This window comes from Paenibacillus sp. FSL k6-2145 (genome assembly GCF_037976585.1).
Taxonomy (GTDB): domain Bacteria; phylum Bacillota; class Bacilli; order Paenibacillales; family Paenibacillaceae; genus Paenibacillus.
In genome coordinates this window covers 908,265-923,651 of the sequence record NZ_CP150267.1, presented here as the reverse complement: position 1 = coordinate 923,651, position 15,387 = coordinate 908,265, and the positions used below count along the sequence as shown (strand labels likewise).

At 46.6% G+C, this 15,387-nt stretch carries 19 protein-coding genes and 1 other annotated feature; of the genes, 11 read left to right on the top strand and 8 right to left on the bottom strand.

Going from position 1 to position 15,387, the window contains the following annotated elements:
* Nucleotide 1: 1 nt before the first annotated feature.
* Nucleotides 2-646, top strand: coding sequence for a fructose-6-phosphate aldolase (gene fsa / locus NZ043_RS04105; protein WP_249912808.1), 645 nt, complete (start codon nucleotides 2-4; stop codon nucleotides 644-646).
* A 273-nt stretch (nucleotides 647-919) separates the two neighbouring features.
* Nucleotides 920-1,798 carry a sporulation protein YunB gene (gene yunB, locus NZ043_RS04100; RefSeq protein WP_133387428.1) on the top strand — a complete coding sequence of 293 codons (879 nt, stop codon included), beginning with the start codon at nucleotides 920-922 and terminating at the stop codon, nucleotides 1,796-1,798.
* Nucleotides 1,799-1,975: 177 nt separating this feature from the next.
* Here yunB and NZ043_RS04095 read toward each other — a convergent pair whose 3' ends face one another.
* On the bottom strand, nucleotides 1,976-3,046 hold the full coding sequence (locus NZ043_RS04095) for a peptidoglycan DD-metalloendopeptidase family protein (protein ID WP_133387429.1): 1,071 nt from the start codon (nucleotides 3,044-3,046) through the stop codon (nucleotides 1,976-1,978).
* Nucleotides 3,047-3,286: 240 nt separating this feature from the next.
* Here NZ043_RS04095 and lipA point away from each other — a divergent pair, with 240 nt between their 5' ends.
* Both lipA and NZ043_RS04085 read left to right on the top strand, forming a co-directional pair.
* Nucleotides 3,287-4,186 carry a lipoyl synthase gene (lipA, locus tag NZ043_RS04090; protein ID WP_017692371.1) on the top strand — a complete coding sequence of 300 codons (900 nt, stop codon included), beginning with the start codon at nucleotides 3,287-3,289 and terminating at the stop codon, nucleotides 4,184-4,186.
* Nucleotides 4,187-4,200: 14 nt separating this feature from the next.
* A complete protein-coding gene (locus NZ043_RS04085) occupies nucleotides 4,201-4,620 on the top strand; it encodes a YutD family protein (protein ID WP_240768331.1) in 420 nt (139 codons plus the stop codon).
* A 28-nt stretch (nucleotides 4,621-4,648) separates the two neighbouring features.
* Here NZ043_RS04085 and NZ043_RS04080 read toward each other — a convergent pair whose 3' ends face one another.
* Nucleotides 4,649-5,452, bottom strand: a complete 804-nt coding sequence (locus tag NZ043_RS04080; RefSeq protein WP_036673293.1) for an NAD kinase — start codon at nucleotides 5,450-5,452, stop codon at nucleotides 4,649-4,651.
* A gap of 100 nt (nucleotides 5,453-5,552) precedes the next feature.
* On the bottom strand, nucleotides 5,553-6,809 hold the full coding sequence (gene ylbJ, locus NZ043_RS04075; protein ID WP_133387430.1) for a sporulation integral membrane protein YlbJ: 1,257 nt from the start codon (nucleotides 6,807-6,809) through the stop codon (nucleotides 5,553-5,555).
* 153 nt (nucleotides 6,810-6,962) lie between these two features.
* Here ylbJ and NZ043_RS04070 point away from each other — a divergent pair, with 153 nt between their 5' ends.
* From NZ043_RS04070 to NZ043_RS04060, 3 genes are all read left to right on the top strand, one after another.
* On the top strand, nucleotides 6,963-7,127 hold the full coding sequence (locus NZ043_RS04070) for a hypothetical protein (RefSeq protein ID WP_155984997.1): 165 nt from the start codon (nucleotides 6,963-6,965) through the stop codon (nucleotides 7,125-7,127).
* A 244-nt stretch (nucleotides 7,128-7,371) separates the two neighbouring features.
* On the top strand, nucleotides 7,372-7,749 hold the full coding sequence (locus tag NZ043_RS04065) for a globin (protein WP_036605723.1): 378 nt from the start codon (nucleotides 7,372-7,374) through the stop codon (nucleotides 7,747-7,749).
* Nucleotides 7,750-7,792: 43 nt separating this feature from the next.
* Nucleotides 7,793-8,524, top strand: coding sequence for a DUF2225 domain-containing protein (locus NZ043_RS04060; RefSeq protein ID WP_091037923.1), 732 nt, complete (start codon nucleotides 7,793-7,795; stop codon nucleotides 8,522-8,524).
* A 12-nt stretch (nucleotides 8,525-8,536) separates the two neighbouring features.
* On the opposite strand, the gene NZ043_RS04055 is transcribed toward NZ043_RS04060, so the two are convergent.
* Together NZ043_RS04055 and NZ043_RS04050 are read right to left on the bottom strand one after the other, a co-directional pair.
* A complete protein-coding gene (locus NZ043_RS04055) occupies nucleotides 8,537-8,770 on the bottom strand; it encodes a hypothetical protein (RefSeq protein WP_091037922.1) in 234 nt (77 codons plus the stop codon).
* Nucleotides 8,767-8,937: a YycC family protein gene (locus NZ043_RS04050; RefSeq protein WP_017692379.1), complete on the bottom strand. Its 171-nt coding sequence runs from the start codon at nucleotides 8,935-8,937 to the stop codon at nucleotides 8,767-8,769. The genes NZ043_RS04055 and NZ043_RS04050 overlap by 4 nt, the downstream gene beginning before the upstream one ends.
* A gap of 118 nt (nucleotides 8,938-9,055) precedes the next feature.
* Here NZ043_RS04050 and NZ043_RS04045 point away from each other — a divergent pair, with 118 nt between their 5' ends.
* Both NZ043_RS04045 and NZ043_RS04040 read left to right on the top strand, forming a co-directional pair.
* Nucleotides 9,056-10,855 carry a M3 family oligoendopeptidase gene (locus NZ043_RS04045; RefSeq protein WP_133387431.1) on the top strand — a complete coding sequence of 600 codons (1,800 nt, stop codon included), beginning with the start codon at nucleotides 9,056-9,058 and terminating at the stop codon, nucleotides 10,853-10,855.
* 288 nt (nucleotides 10,856-11,143) lie between these two features.
* Nucleotides 11,144-11,554 (top strand): O-methyltransferase, encoded by a 411-nt coding sequence (locus tag NZ043_RS04040; protein ID WP_091037917.1) that lies wholly within the window; start codon nucleotides 11,144-11,146, stop codon nucleotides 11,552-11,554.
* Between the two features lie 85 nt (nucleotides 11,555-11,639).
* On the opposite strand, the gene NZ043_RS04035 is transcribed toward NZ043_RS04040, so the two are convergent.
* Both NZ043_RS04035 and NZ043_RS04030 read right to left on the bottom strand, forming a co-directional pair.
* A complete protein-coding gene (locus tag NZ043_RS04035) occupies nucleotides 11,640-11,873 on the bottom strand; it encodes an alpha/beta-type small acid-soluble spore protein (RefSeq protein WP_047841310.1) in 234 nt (77 codons plus the stop codon).
* A gap of 204 nt (nucleotides 11,874-12,077) precedes the next feature.
* Nucleotides 12,078-13,052 (bottom strand): aldose 1-epimerase, encoded by a 975-nt coding sequence (locus NZ043_RS04030; protein WP_036673298.1) that lies wholly within the window; start codon nucleotides 13,050-13,052, stop codon nucleotides 12,078-12,080.
* Nucleotides 13,053-13,297: 245 nt separating this feature from the next.
* Nucleotides 13,298-13,565, top strand: a binding site (T-box leader).
* Nucleotides 13,566-13,641: 76 nt separating this feature from the next.
* On the opposite strand from NZ043_RS04030, the gene trpS reads away from it, so the two are divergent.
* Nucleotides 13,642-14,634 (top strand): tryptophan--tRNA ligase, encoded by a 993-nt coding sequence (trpS, locus tag NZ043_RS04025; RefSeq protein ID WP_036605729.1) that lies wholly within the window; start codon nucleotides 13,642-13,644, stop codon nucleotides 14,632-14,634.
* Nucleotides 14,635-14,748: 114 nt separating this feature from the next.
* Here the strand turns inward: trpS and NZ043_RS04020 are convergent, their stop codons facing one another.
* Nucleotides 14,749-14,949, bottom strand: coding sequence for a hypothetical protein (locus tag NZ043_RS04020; RefSeq protein ID WP_017692385.1), 201 nt, complete (start codon nucleotides 14,947-14,949; stop codon nucleotides 14,749-14,751).
* A 120-nt stretch (nucleotides 14,950-15,069) separates the two neighbouring features.
* On the opposite strand from NZ043_RS04020, the gene NZ043_RS04015 reads away from it, so the two are divergent.
* Complete coding sequence (locus tag NZ043_RS04015) at nucleotides 15,070-15,288, top strand: alpha/beta-type small acid-soluble spore protein (protein WP_017692386.1); 219 nt, start codon at nucleotides 15,070-15,072, stop codon at nucleotides 15,286-15,288.
* Nucleotides 15,289-15,387 lie beyond the last annotated feature (99 nt).

Here is a 15,387-nt window from a genome sequence, read left to right as displayed (position 1 = left end):
CATGAAATTTTTCTTGGATACAGGGAATGTGGAAGAAATCAAACGGATCGAACGTCTGGGTCTGGTGGATGGAGTCACGACTAACCCGTCTTTGATTGCCAAAGAAGGTCGCGTATTTAAAGAAGTCATTCAGGAGATCTGTGGCGTTGTTAAAGGCCCGGTCAGTGCTGAAGTCATCGGTCTCAAAGCCGAGGATATGTTGAAGGAAGCTTATGAAATTGCAGAATGGGCACCAAATGTAGTCATTAAATTGCCGATGACCGAAGATGGGCTGTACGCTTGTCATGAGTTGACGCAAAAAGGGATTAAAACCAATGTTACGCTGATTTTCTCCGCAGCACAGGGCCTGATGGCGGCGAAAGCCGGTGCAACCTTCATCAGTCCATTCGTTGGTCGCTTGGATGATATTGCGGTGGATGGTATGAAATTGATTCGTGATCTGCGTCTTATTCTGGACATGTATGATCTGCCTTCCGAGATTATCGCAGCAAGCATTCGCAATATCAAACATGTAGAGGATGCAGCCCTTTCCGGTGCGCATATTGCCACCATTCCGGGTTCTCTTCTGCCGACACTCTGGAAACACCCACTGACGGACAGCGGGATTGAACGTTTCCTGAAAGACTGGGAATCTGTTCCGAAATAAAAGGATAGACATGGCCTGAATCTTTGGTTGGTCTGAACGTAAAACCTTTCGCCTTGCAGAGTAATCTGCGGGTGAAAGGTTTTTTTATCTCTGTTTATGTAGTTTCCGATTTCCTGTTAGTTTAGCCCAATGAGGAGTACGAGGAGTACTTGTCCCTTTAATGTTGTTGTTACTTTCTATCCAGTGTCCACGTACTGTCCTTCTTTTTCGGGACAACGGTGCATAAGGTTAACATATAGCCTATAGCTCATCCCGTAGGGGAGGGACACTTCGATGATGAGAAGAAAATGGCGAAGCCGGAGACGCCGTAAGCCGCCAAGCGGCAAACGCAAAATGTGGTTGATCATTTTATTGGTCACCGCGTTTTGTTTGATGCAGGGCTTTGCTTATGTGGATAAGAAAATGAAGCCCCCCATCATGCACTTGGCCAAGATCAGAGTGAAGCAGATTGCAACTGAAGCGATCAACAAGGCGATTACAGCACAAGTTGCCGATGGCAAAACCAACGAAGGGCTGATTGACTGGAAGACGGATACCGCCGGGAAAGTGTCCGGTTTCATGCTGAACTACAATGAGCATATGCGAATCACTGCAAGTACGATGAATATTGTGCAATCCACGCTGCAGAATGTACACATGTTAAAAGAAAAAATCCCGCTGGGGCAGGCGCTCGGCAGTCCGGTGTTGGCTTCATTTGGCCCGAGTATACCGGTTCGTATAGAGCCCCAGGGCGCTGTCAAAGTGGACCTGAACACCCGTCAACAGAATGCGGGTATTAACATGATTTTGGTGGAAGTGTACATTCACATCATTGCTGAGGTCGCGGTCGTGGTGCCATTCGACATGGAGCCGGAAACGGTCGATACGGAAATCCCGATTTCCTACCTTCTGGTTGTCGGGGATGTGCCAATGTATTATTACGATAATCAGGGCAAGCCAGTGGGCAGTAACGGCAGTAATGCCCCAGCTATTGCGCTGCCATCAGGTCATACGGGTGTATCAAGCGGTAATGGAGTAACTACGAATCCCCCTAGCCAGAACCAGCAACAGACGCCGTCAAACCCTTTGCAAGGGAATGAACTTGAAATTGAGCCGGATGATCTGCCTGATGTGAATGGGGGATTTCAGCTCAATAAGGACGCGCACCCATGATACACACAAATATCTAAAGCAAAGCGAAAAAGGGACCTCTATCTAAGAGGTCCCTTTTTCGAATGCTTATCGTACACTGAGCCGAAGAGAATCAACTTAATCCCGCCAATTTATAGGTTTGGGTCAAGACGTGAGGTGTACTCCAAATTGCTCCCGCGTACCAAGCATATCCTCGTCTCACTTACTTTTCTTGCTCTTTTGTTTGCGTTCATCCTGTTCCCAATGTTTCAGCTGTGGATAAGGATCGAACGACCATTCGTGCAGTCCGCTGTCCCGATAGATCCCATAGTGTAGATGCGGAGGGAATTTGCCCTGCGTCCCGGGTTTCCCGTAACCCGAACTGCCCACCCAACCTACGACCTGACCGGGGATAACAACTTCACCGATGCGTGCACTTTTGTCAAAACCCGAAAGATGGGCGTAATAGTGATAATGGTTGTTCAAATCCCGAATTCCGATGCGCCAGCCGCCAAACGGATTCCAGCCTTTGATTTCCACGACCCCATAACAGGTACTGCGCACAGGCAGGCCATGCGGAGCAAAAATATCTGTTCCCTCATGAATGCGATAACCACCCCAGCTTCTTTTTGTACCCCAGGTACTGCGATAGGAGTAGTTGGTTCCAAGCGGGACTGGAAAGGCATGTCCGAATAGATCCAGATTGTCAAAATGCTCATATAACTTCGCGAATTGCTGTATCCGTTGCACAGCACGGGAATTGTGATAATATTCCCACAAGGCAATGTTGAAGTCCTCTTGCTTGTTTCCGTAACCTTGAATAACAGAAGCCATGCTGTACAGCACATCCAGATCATTGTTGGCATCCGCTATACCGTCTCCTGAACCATCACGTCCATATCCTTTGAAAAAAAGAATGGATTCCGGATGTTGATCCGTCTCATCGGGATTTAGCCATCCTCTCCAGGCCGGAGGGGTCATGAAGATACCCGTAAGCCGCTCCGGATGCTTGCGATCTTTTGGATGTGCGCGAGTAATTGTTCGTTCATACTGATCAATTGCAGCAAGCCTGTACCAGGGAATCTGGGTCATCTGACCGATGGTTTCATATAAATGGCGACGTGCAGCGAAAATTTCTGCGGGTTTTAACTCGGCAGCCTGTGGTTTGGGAGCGGCCTGGGCGGGTTCACTGTAAACTTCAACAGGCAAGAATGGGAGAAGCAGAGTACCTGCAAGTAATGTTTTGATCCAAAAGCGGTACGTGTGCCTGAAGGTCAAGCGTTGTTGCACTGGGAAGCAGCCCCTTTCCATTAGAATGATACAAGGTACCCGATGAACCAAGCTAAAGGTTAGCGTTCTTCAAAAGTTCTCATTTTATCCATGTAAGCTCTTGGGGGGAATCGAATTATACAAATTGTCCATATCGGGCAGGAATGCACAAGATGTGACAAATGGGGGTTTTTCCAGCGCTTTCATGGTATAATATGTTCCGAGCAACAGCCTAACTTCAGTAGAAAGAAGGTTTATGCATTGGCTAAACGTGTTAAAGAACCGAAGCCGGATTGGATTCGGATCAAATTGACAACCGGCGATAACTATCAGGAAATGAAAACGATGATGCGTTCCAAAACGCTGCATACGGTATGTGAGGAAGCGCGGTGTCCGAATATTTATGAATGCTGGGCCAATCGAACGGCCACTTTTATGATTTTGGGCGATATTTGCACAAGGGCATGCCGTTTTTGCGCGGTGAATACAGGCTTGCCAACGGAGCTTGATTTGCAGGAACCAGAACGTGTGGCTGAAGCAGCAGAGCAGATGAATCTGCAACACTGCGTAATTACAAGTGTAGCCCGTGACGATCTGAAAGACGGGGGAGCTACGATCTTTGCAGAGACGGTAAAGGCCGTACGGCGGCGGTTGCCATTGTGCAGCGTTGAAGTACTCATTCCAGACTTTCTGGGCGATCGGGAATCTTTGCAGATTGTAATGGATGCCAAACCGGACATCCTGAATCACAATATTGAGACGGTTGAGCGGTTGTCAGACAAAGTGCGTGCCAAGGCGAAATATAAACGTTCACTGGAATTGCTTGCTCGTGCCAAAGAAATGCAACCTAACATCCCAACGAAATCAAGCATTATGCTTGGTGTAGGTGAGGAATATAATGAAATTTTATCAACAATGGATGATCTTCGTGCGGTAAACTGTGATATTATGACGATTGGTCAATATTTGCAGCCATCGGAGAAACATCTGTATGTTGAAAAGTATTATCCGCCAGAGGAGTTTGCTGCATTAAAACAGGAAGGATTAAAACGTGGATTCAGCCACGTCGAATCTGGCCCGATGGTACGCAGCTCCTACCATGCGCATGAACAGGTGAAATCGGCTACCAAACATGCTGAACAGGCGGCAACACACGCGTGATGGAGGATACCGGATTGGAAGAAGAAAAAAACACAGAACAGATTCAGGACCAACTTCAGGAACAGATCCAGGAGCCGGTTCAGGAATCGGTTGTTGAGTCAGTTGAAGAAAAGCCCAAAGAACCGGTCATTGTACAGATCGGCGGCAAAAATTATGAAATCGTCCAGAACCACAAAGAAGGCTGGAATCCAGAGGTTTTCCGTGATCGTTACAGTGAAGTGCTGGAGCGTTATGACTATATTATCGGAGACTGGGGTTATAGCCAGTTAAGGTTAAAAGGTTTTTACCGTGATAACCATCCGAAAGCGACAAAGGATTCCACGATCGCCAGTATGGTGGATTATATCAATGAATATTGTAACTTTGGCTGTGCGTACTTTGTGCTTCAGAAGAGCAAAGATCAGCCTCAAGCCAAAGCAAAAAGCGGTTCCTGAGAAGGACCGCTTTTTTGGTGTGTTTATTTTAGTCAAGAAATGCCGTGCGAACCCGGTTCCAGAATGGATAAGGGCGGAAACGCGCGAAACTGACCTTGTGACTGGATACCTGACAACGGACGGAGATCAGATCCTCCACCATCACATTCACATGATCAATGGTCATCAATAACCGCTGATCCTTGCGGGAGAAAATATCACAATGATGATGCTTGGGCAAAATAACCGGTGAACCAAGTGTCCGATAGACCCGATTATTAATCGATGCAATCTCCGCAATCTGAATGGCCTCGATGGTTGGATGAACCATGGCACCGCCAAGGGCCTTGTTGTATGCGGTGCTGCCTGATGGCGTGGATACACAGATGCCATCCCCACGGAACATCTCAAATGTCACATCGTTAATATCGACCTGGGCCACGACGGTACCGTCTACACCTTTTAACGTAAATTCATTAAGGGCGATGTAAGAGGAATTCCCTGACTTTTTCCGAATCTCAAGCTCCAATAGCGGGTATTGTACAATGCGTGGTTTGAGACGTTCCGGATCTCCTTTGCCACTCATCAGCCTGACTAACTCGCGTAATTCTTCCTTCTTCCAATCGGCGTAAAAGCCGAGATGGCCTGTATGAACCCCAACAAAAGCAATATCCGGAATGCGGTCGATGAAATTGTGAAATGCCTGTAGCATCGTACCATCGCCCCCGATGGAGATAACAATCTCCGGCGATTCTGCATCCAGCTTGAACCCTTCTTCCTTCGCCAGCGCATGAAACTGCTGACTGAGATCAATCGATAACTGGTCTCCGCGGTCTTGAACATAGTATCTCAAGATGAAAGCTCCTTTGTGGTCATTATACTACCGATGATAATCAATTCCGCGAAAGAACACAACGTTTGGGCGCATATTCCGTTAAATATAGATGAATCGTTCACTTATTTTTGGCATGTCGTCTAGGCTTGAGAATGGAACTTAATATCGCAAGGAATAACAACAACACGATGAGGCTTACAAAAACAATCATTCCGGACAAAAAGATCAGTCCCCAGTCCGGTGTATATGTTGATAACGATGGGATGAAACCGGGCTCCATGAGAACGGGTGAAGAGGAACGCCCCATCATGGGTGTCCATAACAGCAGGACCAGCACAGGTGCGATTAGCGCATGAATCGCTCTGGCAAATAGAAATGGACCGTATCTCATGGGTGTGTTGCTAAGAACACTCATAATCTGTGCATGGACGGATAATCCGCCCCAGGAGAGAACAAAGGCTGCTGCTGCTACTTTATAGACGAGTTGGATGGATGCCCCGGCACTCCCAGCCTCTTTGTTCCCCAGCGTTACTTCAAACAGCCCACCGACCAAGCTAGGAGATAAAGATGGAGGCAGTCCGCTATGTCGTAACAATTGCTCGGTTATCCCGTATAATCCGCCAAGCCAACCGGTCTGTACAAGCAGCTCCATCATGACCGAGAAGAATACAACCAGCCCTCCTACGATAATAATAAGGCGAAGGGATGAGGAGACTGCCTGGCGCAGCAGTTCACCGAATGCCCGTCCGTCAGCCTTTCTGGCTTCATGCATCGCATAGATGGCCCGTACCAGTCTGTTTCGAGGTGTCTCCTCCGATGGAGATGCAGAAGAGATGTCTGGCTGTGAGCCTTTTGCTGTACCCCCGTGAAAACGCATGAGCATACCCACCAGAAAAGCTGCAGCGTAATGGCTCGCAACCAATACTGGAGCGATGGCGACATTATGGAAGAACCCAACCGATACGGCTCCAATCATAAAGATCGGATCGGATGATGTCGTGAAGGCAACGAGCCGTTCTCCTTCTTCCCGGGTAACCAGCTTTTGTTCCCATAACTGGGCGGTCAGTTTTGCCCCTGTAGGATAACCGGATGCACAGCTCACGGCAAATACAAAACCACCGCTTCCGGGAACACGAAACAATGGACGCATCAGTGGATTCAGTAAGGTACCTAGAAAATGAACAATGCCAAAGCCGAGCAGCAGCTCGGACAGCACCAAAAAAGGAAAAAGGGAGGGAAACAATACGTCCCACCAGATGGACAGTCCGCGTACACCTGCATGCCAGGTTTCCGCTGGATACAAGACCATTAACACACAAAGGATCAGGAGAGCGAGTGTGACCAGGACATGGGTGAGTCGTTGTGAAGCAGCCATGAATTCTTCTCCTTTATTTTTGGAATGGTCGGTGTGCGGAAGTCTGTGATGTCTATTGCCATCAATATATGAAAAAAAGTGGACAAACAGTACAAAATTATACGTAGAAAGCGCTTGCAAAAGTGGCTGTGTTTTTGAGTGATGTATGCTAAAATGAGAAAAACGCCTGAACGTCACCTAATTGTCTCCAAGGTGGAATTCAATTCGGATGGAGTGATGATCATGAGTCTTGTCACCGGAATCCTGGTCTGTGCTTTTGTATATGTGATACGTGCCTCGCTGGTACGCTCTGAGGAAGAGGACTGGCGGAGTTATTAATGGAATATCTAGTGCGCCAACCTATGCGGTTGGCGCTTTTTTTTGTGTTATGTTTTGAAGAAGTCCTATATACAGATGGCAGGTTACATGTGCTGATGATTTCATGTTATATAGGACTTTTTGGTTTTTTTTGATAGAATGGAGATAAAGGCTTTTGGGGCCTGGATATTGTTACTGTTTTCACAATGTTCACGGAACGTGTAATATATGGCAAAATTCGACATCAGAAAGGGGAATCAGACGAATGAATCCCAGTTTGAGTATTTATGACAATCTTGGCGGTGAGAAAGGTGTTCGCGCACTGGTCGAGGCTTTCTATCCGATCGTTCAGCAGAATGAGCAGCTGGCTCCGCTTTTCCCGGAAGATATTCAGCCGGTCATCGACAAGCAGTATATGTTTTTGTCTCAGTTTTTTGGAGGACCAGGGCTGTTTTCCGAGGCGTTTGGACACCCGATGATGCGTGCCCGTCATATGCATTTTGAAGTGACGGTTGAACGGGCTGAGGCGTGGCTTGCGTGTATGGACCAAGCCTTAACACAGATCGGTGTGGAGGAGCCCTTGCATTCATTTATCCTGCAGCGTTTATCTGGGCCTGCACATCATTTTGTGAATACACCGTAGTTCCGAATATGATTATAAGCGTACGGGAGAGGGATGGAAGAGATTGGAATTAGAGCCGCTATATAAGGTGAAGGTGACCTGTCATTATTGCGAAACCGAGTATGAAACCTCTCGGGTAAGACCGAGTTTGAAAAGGCCCTACCGGACGGATTCGGATTTTTGTGCGTACTACAAGCTGGAGAATCCAGATTTTTATGTGGTTCGCATCTGTCCGCAGTGCGGGTTTGCCTCCACGGAGAACGCAACGGAACATTTGAATGATGCTCAGCGCAAGGCTTTTAAGGAACAGGTCGGTAATCGCTGGGTAAAACGTGATTATAGCGGAGCACGGACACTGGACCAGGCGCTGGCTACGTACAAGCTTGCTTTGTTATGCGCACAGGTTATCCAGGAGAAAGATCGTGTCGTCGCTGGTCTGTTGCATCATATAGCTTGGTTGTATCGTTATATGGAAGACCATGCACAGGAACATCGTTTTCTTGAATTTAGCCTTGAAGCCTATGTGAAGGTGTTCGAACGTGAAGGAACGGGTGGCAATGAAGCCAAACTGTTGTATTTGCTCGGGGAATTGAACCGTAGGGTAGGACGGTTTAATGAAGCAGTGCAATGGTTCAGCAAGGTCATTCATGACAAGCGGATCACTGATGCGGCCATGATTCGTGCTTCAAGGGAACAGTGGGCTGTGCTGCGTGAGCAGATGATTTCAAGTAAGTTGGAACTCCCTGAAGAGATGCTGGAAACAGACAAAGAGGCTGCGAAGCGCAGCCCCCTCTAAGTTGATCTTGCATTAGTTACGGACAGGACGGTTGGATAACAAATAGTCACTGTCGTTGTCGATCACGGTCATGCTTGTATTACAGCAGGGAAAGACCAGTAATTTCTTTTTGCCTTCGCGAATGAGCACAAGCTCTTTTGGTTTGAGGGGGAGCAGCACGTTGCTTGCATGACAGTAGGGACATTGCTGTACATAGATGTCTCCCATCACAATATCGTAAGGCCAGCTGTTCTCAAACGGAATCATTCTTGTTCGCCTTCTGGTGCGGAAGGTTTGGAGGCTTCTTGTTTGGCGAGTTCCGCAATCTTCTGCATCAGGATATGTTGGGGCATGTGCATCAGGTGCTCCAAAGGTACGCCCAGGGATTCTGCTAATTTGACGGCTGTATCAGCCGATACTTGTAAAGGTTTCATACGTTTACCTCCTGAAAGTTGCTATAAGTATTTCTCTAGTATAGAGATACAGTGAACAGAAAACCAGTTTTTAATTCAATCCTAACCATCCAATTTATAGAGAGAGGTGCCTTATTAAATGAAAACGCCATTACACCCCGTATGGGATCTGGAGTCCATTTTTAGTGGAGGTTCTTCCTCCGAGACATTTGCTGCGTATCTGATTGAACTGGAAGAGGATGTACGTAAACTGCAACATCTGTTGAACGAAACACTTGCACCGACTTCATTAGAAGAGACGGCTGCATTTGATCCGATTTTGGAACTGCTGCAAAGCTGTTATATGCGCGTATCGGAAGGTTCTGCGTTTGTATCCTGCCTCTCATCGCAAAACCAGAAGGACAAAAAGGCAACGCAGCTTCAAGGCGCCATCAGTTCCCTTGGTGCGATGCTGAACGGCAGTAAATCGAAGTTCGATAATACACTCAGTCAGACATCAGATTCGGTGTGGGACGCTTGGATTGCTCGGGAAGATATTCAGCCGCTGGCATTTGTACTGAACGAGAGTCGCACGCTGGCTCGTGAGAAGCTGTCGCCTGAACTGGAAGGTCTTGCTCTGGATCTTGGTGTAGATGGTTACCATGGTTGGGGCAAATTCTACAACACGATCGTAAGCAAGGTGAACATTCCATTTGAGCAAGATGGGGAAACGGTGATGCTCTCCGCAGGACAGGCTGCCAACAAGCTGAGCGATAGTGATCGGAATGTACGTGAGACGGTATTTGCAAACTGGGAGCAGGCTTGGACCGATGTCGAAGATTTCTGCGCTGACACGCTGAATCACCTTGCGGGATTCCGTCTGAAGTTATATGAGAAACGTGGCTGGGATGATATCCTCAAGGAACCTCTGGCTATCAACCGGATGTCACGTCAGACACTGGATACGATGTGGGATGTGATTAATGGTGCCAAACCTGCGCTTGTTCAATATCTGGAGCGCAAGGCAGAACTGCTGGGGGTAGACAAGCTCAGCTGGAGCGACGTAGATGCACCTGTAGGTAAATCGAGTGGCAAAATCACTTACGATGAGGCAGCCATCAATATTGTTGAACAGTTTGCCAAGTTCAGTCCTAAACTTTCCTCGTTTGCAGAGATGGCTTTTGAGAAACGCTGGATCGAAGCAGAAGACCGTCCTGGCAAGCGTCCAGGCGGATTCTGTACGTCTTTGCCACTTAGCAAAGCAACCCGAATTTTCATGACCTTCTCTGGGACACCATCTAATGTGTCGACTCTTGCGCATGAACTTGGTCATGGTTATCATCAACACATTATGGAAGAGCTGCCTGCATTGAATCAACGTTATGCGATGAATGTGGCTGAGACAGCGTCCACGTTTGCTGAACTGATTGTAGCAGATGCCCTGGTGCAGGCGGCAACAGATGAGCAAGAGAAGCTGGCGTTGCTGGAAGACAAGATACAGAGAAGTGTAGCTTTCTTTATGAACATCCATGCCCGGTTCCTGTTTGAGAATCGTTTCTATGAACAACGCAAAAAAGGCCTGGTCAACGCGGATGAATTATCCAAATTAATGGTGGAGGCGCAGCAGGAAGCGTTCTGCGGTGTACTTGCATCAGATCATCCTCATTTCTGGGCATCCAAACTGCATTTCTATCTGACTGGTGTGCCATTCTATAATTTCCCATACACGTTCGGGTATATGTTCAGTGCGGGAATCTATGCAAGAGCGCAGCAGGAAGGTACAGCATTTGCAGATAAATATGATGATTTATTGCGGGATACAGGTCGTATGACGGTCGAAGAACTTGCTCAGAAACATCTGGGTACGGACCTGACACAACCGGAATTCTGGCAAAATGCTGCGGACTTGGTTATTGCCGATATTGAGCAGTTTCTACAGATGACGACGACCGAAAAATAGGTTGAATATAATAGGTTGAATATATCTGAAAGAGGCTGCAATCCCCTGTTAACAGACACGGGATTGCAGCCTCTTTTGTACTGAGTCCTCATTTTCGATTCTCGAAGATTTTGTCGTAATTGAGTGAAAAAGCTCAGTTTAAGGGAGTGGAATGGCAATTAATTGTGCAAATAATAGTTAGAAATACCCAACTTTTACTTTGTTTGTTGAATGAGCACATATGATGTCATATAATGAGTCGTAAGTCCTTGATGTATAGGACTATAAGCATATAAGGAGAGTGTTAATATGAAAATTGATGAGCTTTCATTAGCGAGGCAGTTGGATCTGGTATTCAAAGAACTTGATCATGAGTTATCAGGGTTAGATTCAGGGGTAGTTTTTGTGCAAATACGAAACAACGTAATTGGGAAATTCGGTATTCGACATAATCCGATAGCTGGACGAGATGGGCAGATGGATGTGGAGGAAGGGGGGCTAAACAAAACCCAGAGAACTTCTTTCCGGGCAATGGCACTGGAGACGTTGAAATTCAAACGCAATTGGACGCATGGCGAGATATCATACGACTTCACAGTAAGACAAGGTATGATTTTGGTGGATGCAACAATGGAGTCTAATTACAATATGGCAAGCCTGATGATTCGTTACCCTAGAACCAATACATACAAGGATTCAGATATGGAGTCGACCTCCTAATTAGTTGCACAAGAGAAAGCGGCACTTCCGAAGAAGGCCGCTTTTACTTTTGGATTCTGCTTAGGCTCAAGCAATAATTACGAGCTTACGAACGACCCGATAATTGCTGCTCAGCGATTTGCACCAGACGTTTAGTGATGTATCCACCCAGAGAACCTGTCTCACGGGAAGTATAGTTACCGTAGTAACCATCTTGTGGAATAGTTACACCCAGCTCTTGAGCAGCTTCAATTTTCAATTGTTGCAATGCTGCTGTTGCTTGGGGAACGACCAGGTTATTGGAGCGGCTACCGCTACCTTGGTTTTGACTTCCGTACATATGTGTCACCTCCTTATGGGTTGGTGATGTTAGTATGGTTAGAGAATAAGGAAATATACATGATATGGCTTAAGGAAAAATATGGATAAATATCAGTGCACAGGACACATAAAAAAGCCGACCCAATGCGGGTCGGCAAGTTGTATTTGGATATCCAAATATATGGTGATAGCGTAAAAGCAAAATAGAGGATGATCAGCTCGTTTAGTCTGTAGGAGGTATAACCTCAATACGTGTAAATAACTCAACAGGCTGTTCCGGTTCCAAGCGAATCAACCCGGTTTGTTCATCCGATAAAGCCAAATTAGGTGCATCCGGGAGCCAAGTGTACGGTTCAATGCACAAAAACTGATCGGATTCACCTTTGGTAAAGAGAACCCAATGTTTGAAAAATGCTTCATCTGCTGAATATTTCAATGTATATCCATCTTGCCTGCGTAAGTAAGCCGTAGCCGGTTCACCTTCGGTAGCTTTCAACAGGGTATCCCAGTTACGTCCCTGCAAATTGATGCCTTCGTTAAGAGCAGACCATTCGCCCAGGGACTCCAGTTCACCTGTCGGTAATTGTTCTTCATTCTGTCCGTATATTCCGGAAACAGGCAGTTGCAGTGTCCAGTCGGCAGGTTTGCCGTCTAACAAAAACCATGTATGATATCCCATCCCAAAAGGAGCAGGTGTCGAGCTCAGATTGGTGACTCGCAGACGCTGGCTAAATACAGCGTTTTGCAGACTGAACGTCATCTCAAGTTTCAGGGGAATCGGGAATTGAGCCATCCAATGCTCTTCATTTTCGGTCAGTAATTCAGTCGTAATTGCACAGCCGTCTTCATCTTCCTCAATGTCACTGACACACCAGGATTGGGTACGGTGGAGACCGTGAATATGGTTGTCATTCGCCGTGTTCTGATCGAACTGGTAACGAACGCCTTCATATTCGAATTGTCCACGATGAATGCGCCCTGGTGGAATCAGGAGAGGAACGCCAAAATGGTACGGCTTCTGCAGATAAAAGGCAAGATCGTCTTCATCCGGACGGCGGACGACATCTCTGTCCTGCACTAAATCGCGAATAGAAATAATATTATTTCCAAGACGCGGCAGCAGGGTGATTTCCAATTCACGGCTATGTAGGATATACGTGTCGTAACCATTCCATTGGCCTTTGGTCACTTGTTTCATATCGATGCTCCTTTTCCCACTTGAAATCTGTCTGCAAGCAGTTGTGATGAAGCTACTGCTGCAGGCGTGTCGTTGTGTACATGCCAGCTATTTCCTGCGCTATTTCGTGTGAAGCAGGCAACAGGATAAGCAATTCCATCATAACAGATTTTGATGTCTCGGGTAAAAAAGTTCAACTCATTTTGACATTCGCGCCTGTGCGCATTAAGATGGAACTCTGAAAGCTTTTATTAGAATTGAATGACATGAAATCGATGACAGGGATAAGTAGGCCAAGAGAATCCTCTTCAGAAAGCCGGTGGTTGATGCGAACCGGTGTGAGCTCTTAACCGAATGGACCCTTGAGTGTAGGTTTGAACAGGTTAAGCCAGAGATGGGCTTGCCCCACTAGAGTCTGCCGTATAATCCACGTTACGGAACAATGAAGGCATTTCTTCGGCTTGACTTGATTCAGGGTCAGGAGCAATGGAAGAAAAGCGAATAAGGGTGGCACCACGGTCTCACGTCCCTTGCGGATGTGGGGCCTTTTTGCGTTCGCAGAGAATGGCAGGAGTTTTTTTTATATACAATCAGGGAGGCGTTATGTGTAATGAAAACAGTACTTTCAGGTATTCAGCCAAGCGGTAAGCTCACATTGGGCAACTATATTGGTGCTATCAAAAATTTTGTAAAACTCCAGCATGACTATCAATGTCATTTCATGGTGGTTGATCTTCATGCCATCACCGTGGCTCAGGAGCCAGCAGCATTGCGTGAACAGTCGGAAGCAGTAGCTGCACTGTTTATTGCAGCAGGTATTGATCCTTCGAAATCTAACGTATTTTTGCAATCCCATGTTCCGCAGCACGCGGAATTGGGCTGGTTGATGACAACGCTGACCTCCATGGGTGAGCTTGAACGCATGACTCAGTTTAAGGATAAATCATCCGGTAAAGATTCCGTTGGTGCCGGACTGTTCGTGTATCCATCATTAATGGCGGCGGATATTTTGTTATACAATGCTGACCTTGTACCAGTAGGTGAGGATCAGAAGCAGCATCTGGAACTGACACGTGATCTGGCAGGACGTTTTAACCACCGTTATGGGGAGTACTTCACCATTCCAGATCCGTATATCCCACAGGTAGGTGCTCGGGTAATGTCACTTGATGATGCCTCTTCGAAAATGAGCAAAAGTAATCCTAATGCTGGCAGCTATATTGCCCTGCTGGATCCGCCGGATGTCATTCGCAAAAAAATCAGCCGTGCCACTACAGATTCGGGACGTGAAGTCGTATATGATCCGGCAAACAAACCGGAAGTCAGCAATCTGATGAGTATATATGCTGAATGTGCAGGTATGACGCTTAAAGAAGTAGCTGAGCGTTATGAAGGCAAGATGTACGGTCCATTCAAAAAGGAACTGGCTGAAGTGGTTGTATCTGTGATTGAACCGCTACAACAACGATATAATGAGATTCGTGAATCTGGCGAATTGGCGGATGTTCTGGATACGTCAGCCCGTCGTGCAGAAGAAGTTGCTGCTCAAACGTTGGATGCAGTGAAAGAACGTATGGGATTTGTTCCGAGACGTAAACAGTAGTGCTGAACAAGATCTTCATTTCATGCAATGAATAGTTAACATAAATAAAGAGGAGTCCTATTGAAGGACTCCTCTTTATTTGTGCGTTCATTATTGAACTATCAAATGACCTGCTCAAGAAGTGGGCTCTGAAGCAGCCGAGCGAACTTCCTGACGTTCTTTTTTGGCACGAATCACAAATCCCCAGCCAATGTTGGCAATGGACAGGACAAACAGTAGTGCAGCAAACCAACCAGAGTAGGAGATCATAATTGCTGAAACCGTTAACAAGATAATCGAAGAGAATGCGAACCATAAGGATAAGCCTTTACTCATTGGGAAAAACCTCCATCTACAAATTTAGTAAAACTCCGTATAACCTGTAGCCTACGAGCCATAATAATCTTGCAAGCTTGCAATTACATTACAGACACAGATTGAAGGGAGATTATAAATATGGCTCAAGGATCTCGTTCTAACAACTTGGTGGTACCTCAGGCAAATTCAGCACTGCAACAATTGAAAATCGAGGCTGCACAGGAACTGGGTGTAACTATCCCACAAGACGGTTACTATGGTAACTACACTTCCCGTGAAACAGGATCTTTGGGTGGATATATCACCAAACGTCTGGTACAAATCGCTGAGCAGTCTCTGGCTGGGTCTGGCAAATAATTTATTTTAACCAACAGCAACAAAACAGGATAAACAGAAAGCCCGGAGCGGAAACGCTCCGGGCTTTCTCGCGTATCAGTTCCTATGTCTGATTGTGCC

What these genes read in the sequence shown, in the direction of transcription:
- NZ043_RS04050 (WP_017692379.1), bottom strand. Translation starts at nt 8,937, where the DNA reads ATGAAACCTTTACAAGTATCGGCTGATACAGCCGTCAAATTAGCAGAA.
- NZ043_RS04035 (WP_047841310.1), bottom strand. Translation starts at nt 11,873, where the DNA reads ATGTACGGAAGTCAAAACCAAGGTAGCGGTAGCCGCTCCAATAACCTG.
- NZ043_RS04045 (WP_133387431.1), top strand. Translation starts at nt 9,056, where the DNA reads ATGAAAACGCCATTACACCCCGTATGGGATCTGGAGTCCATTTTTAGT.
- NZ043_RS04030 (WP_036673298.1), bottom strand. Translation starts at nt 13,052, where the DNA reads ATGAAACAAGTGACCAAAGGCCAATGGAATGGTTACGACACGTATATC.
- trpS (WP_036605729.1), top strand. Translation starts at nt 13,642, where the DNA reads ATGAAAACAGTACTTTCAGGTATTCAGCCAAGCGGTAAGCTCACATTG.
- yunB (WP_133387428.1), top strand. Translation starts at nt 920, where the DNA reads ATGATGAGAAGAAAATGGCGAAGCCGGAGACGCCGTAAGCCGCCAAGC.
- fsa (WP_249912808.1), top strand. Translation starts at nt 2, where the DNA reads ATGAAATTTTTCTTGGATACAGGGAATGTGGAAGAAATCAAACGGATC.
- NZ043_RS04015 (WP_017692386.1), top strand. Translation starts at nt 15,070, where the DNA reads ATGGCTCAAGGATCTCGTTCTAACAACTTGGTGGTACCTCAGGCAAAT.
- NZ043_RS04055 (WP_091037922.1), bottom strand. Translation starts at nt 8,770, where the DNA reads ATGATTCCGTTTGAGAACAGCTGGCCTTACGATATTGTGATGGGAGAC.
- NZ043_RS04070 (WP_155984997.1), top strand. Translation starts at nt 6,963, where the DNA reads ATGAGAAAAACGCCTGAACGTCACCTAATTGTCTCCAAGGTGGAATTC.
- NZ043_RS04040 (WP_091037917.1), top strand. Translation starts at nt 11,144, where the DNA reads ATGAAAATTGATGAGCTTTCATTAGCGAGGCAGTTGGATCTGGTATTC.
- NZ043_RS04065 (WP_036605723.1), top strand. Translation starts at nt 7,372, where the DNA reads ATGAATCCCAGTTTGAGTATTTATGACAATCTTGGCGGTGAGAAAGGT.
- ylbJ (WP_133387430.1), bottom strand. Translation starts at nt 6,809, where the DNA reads ATGGCTGCTTCACAACGACTCACCCATGTCCTGGTCACACTCGCTCTC.
- NZ043_RS04020 (WP_017692385.1), bottom strand. Translation starts at nt 14,949, where the DNA reads ATGAGTAAAGGCTTATCCTTATGGTTCGCATTCTCTTCGATTATCTTG.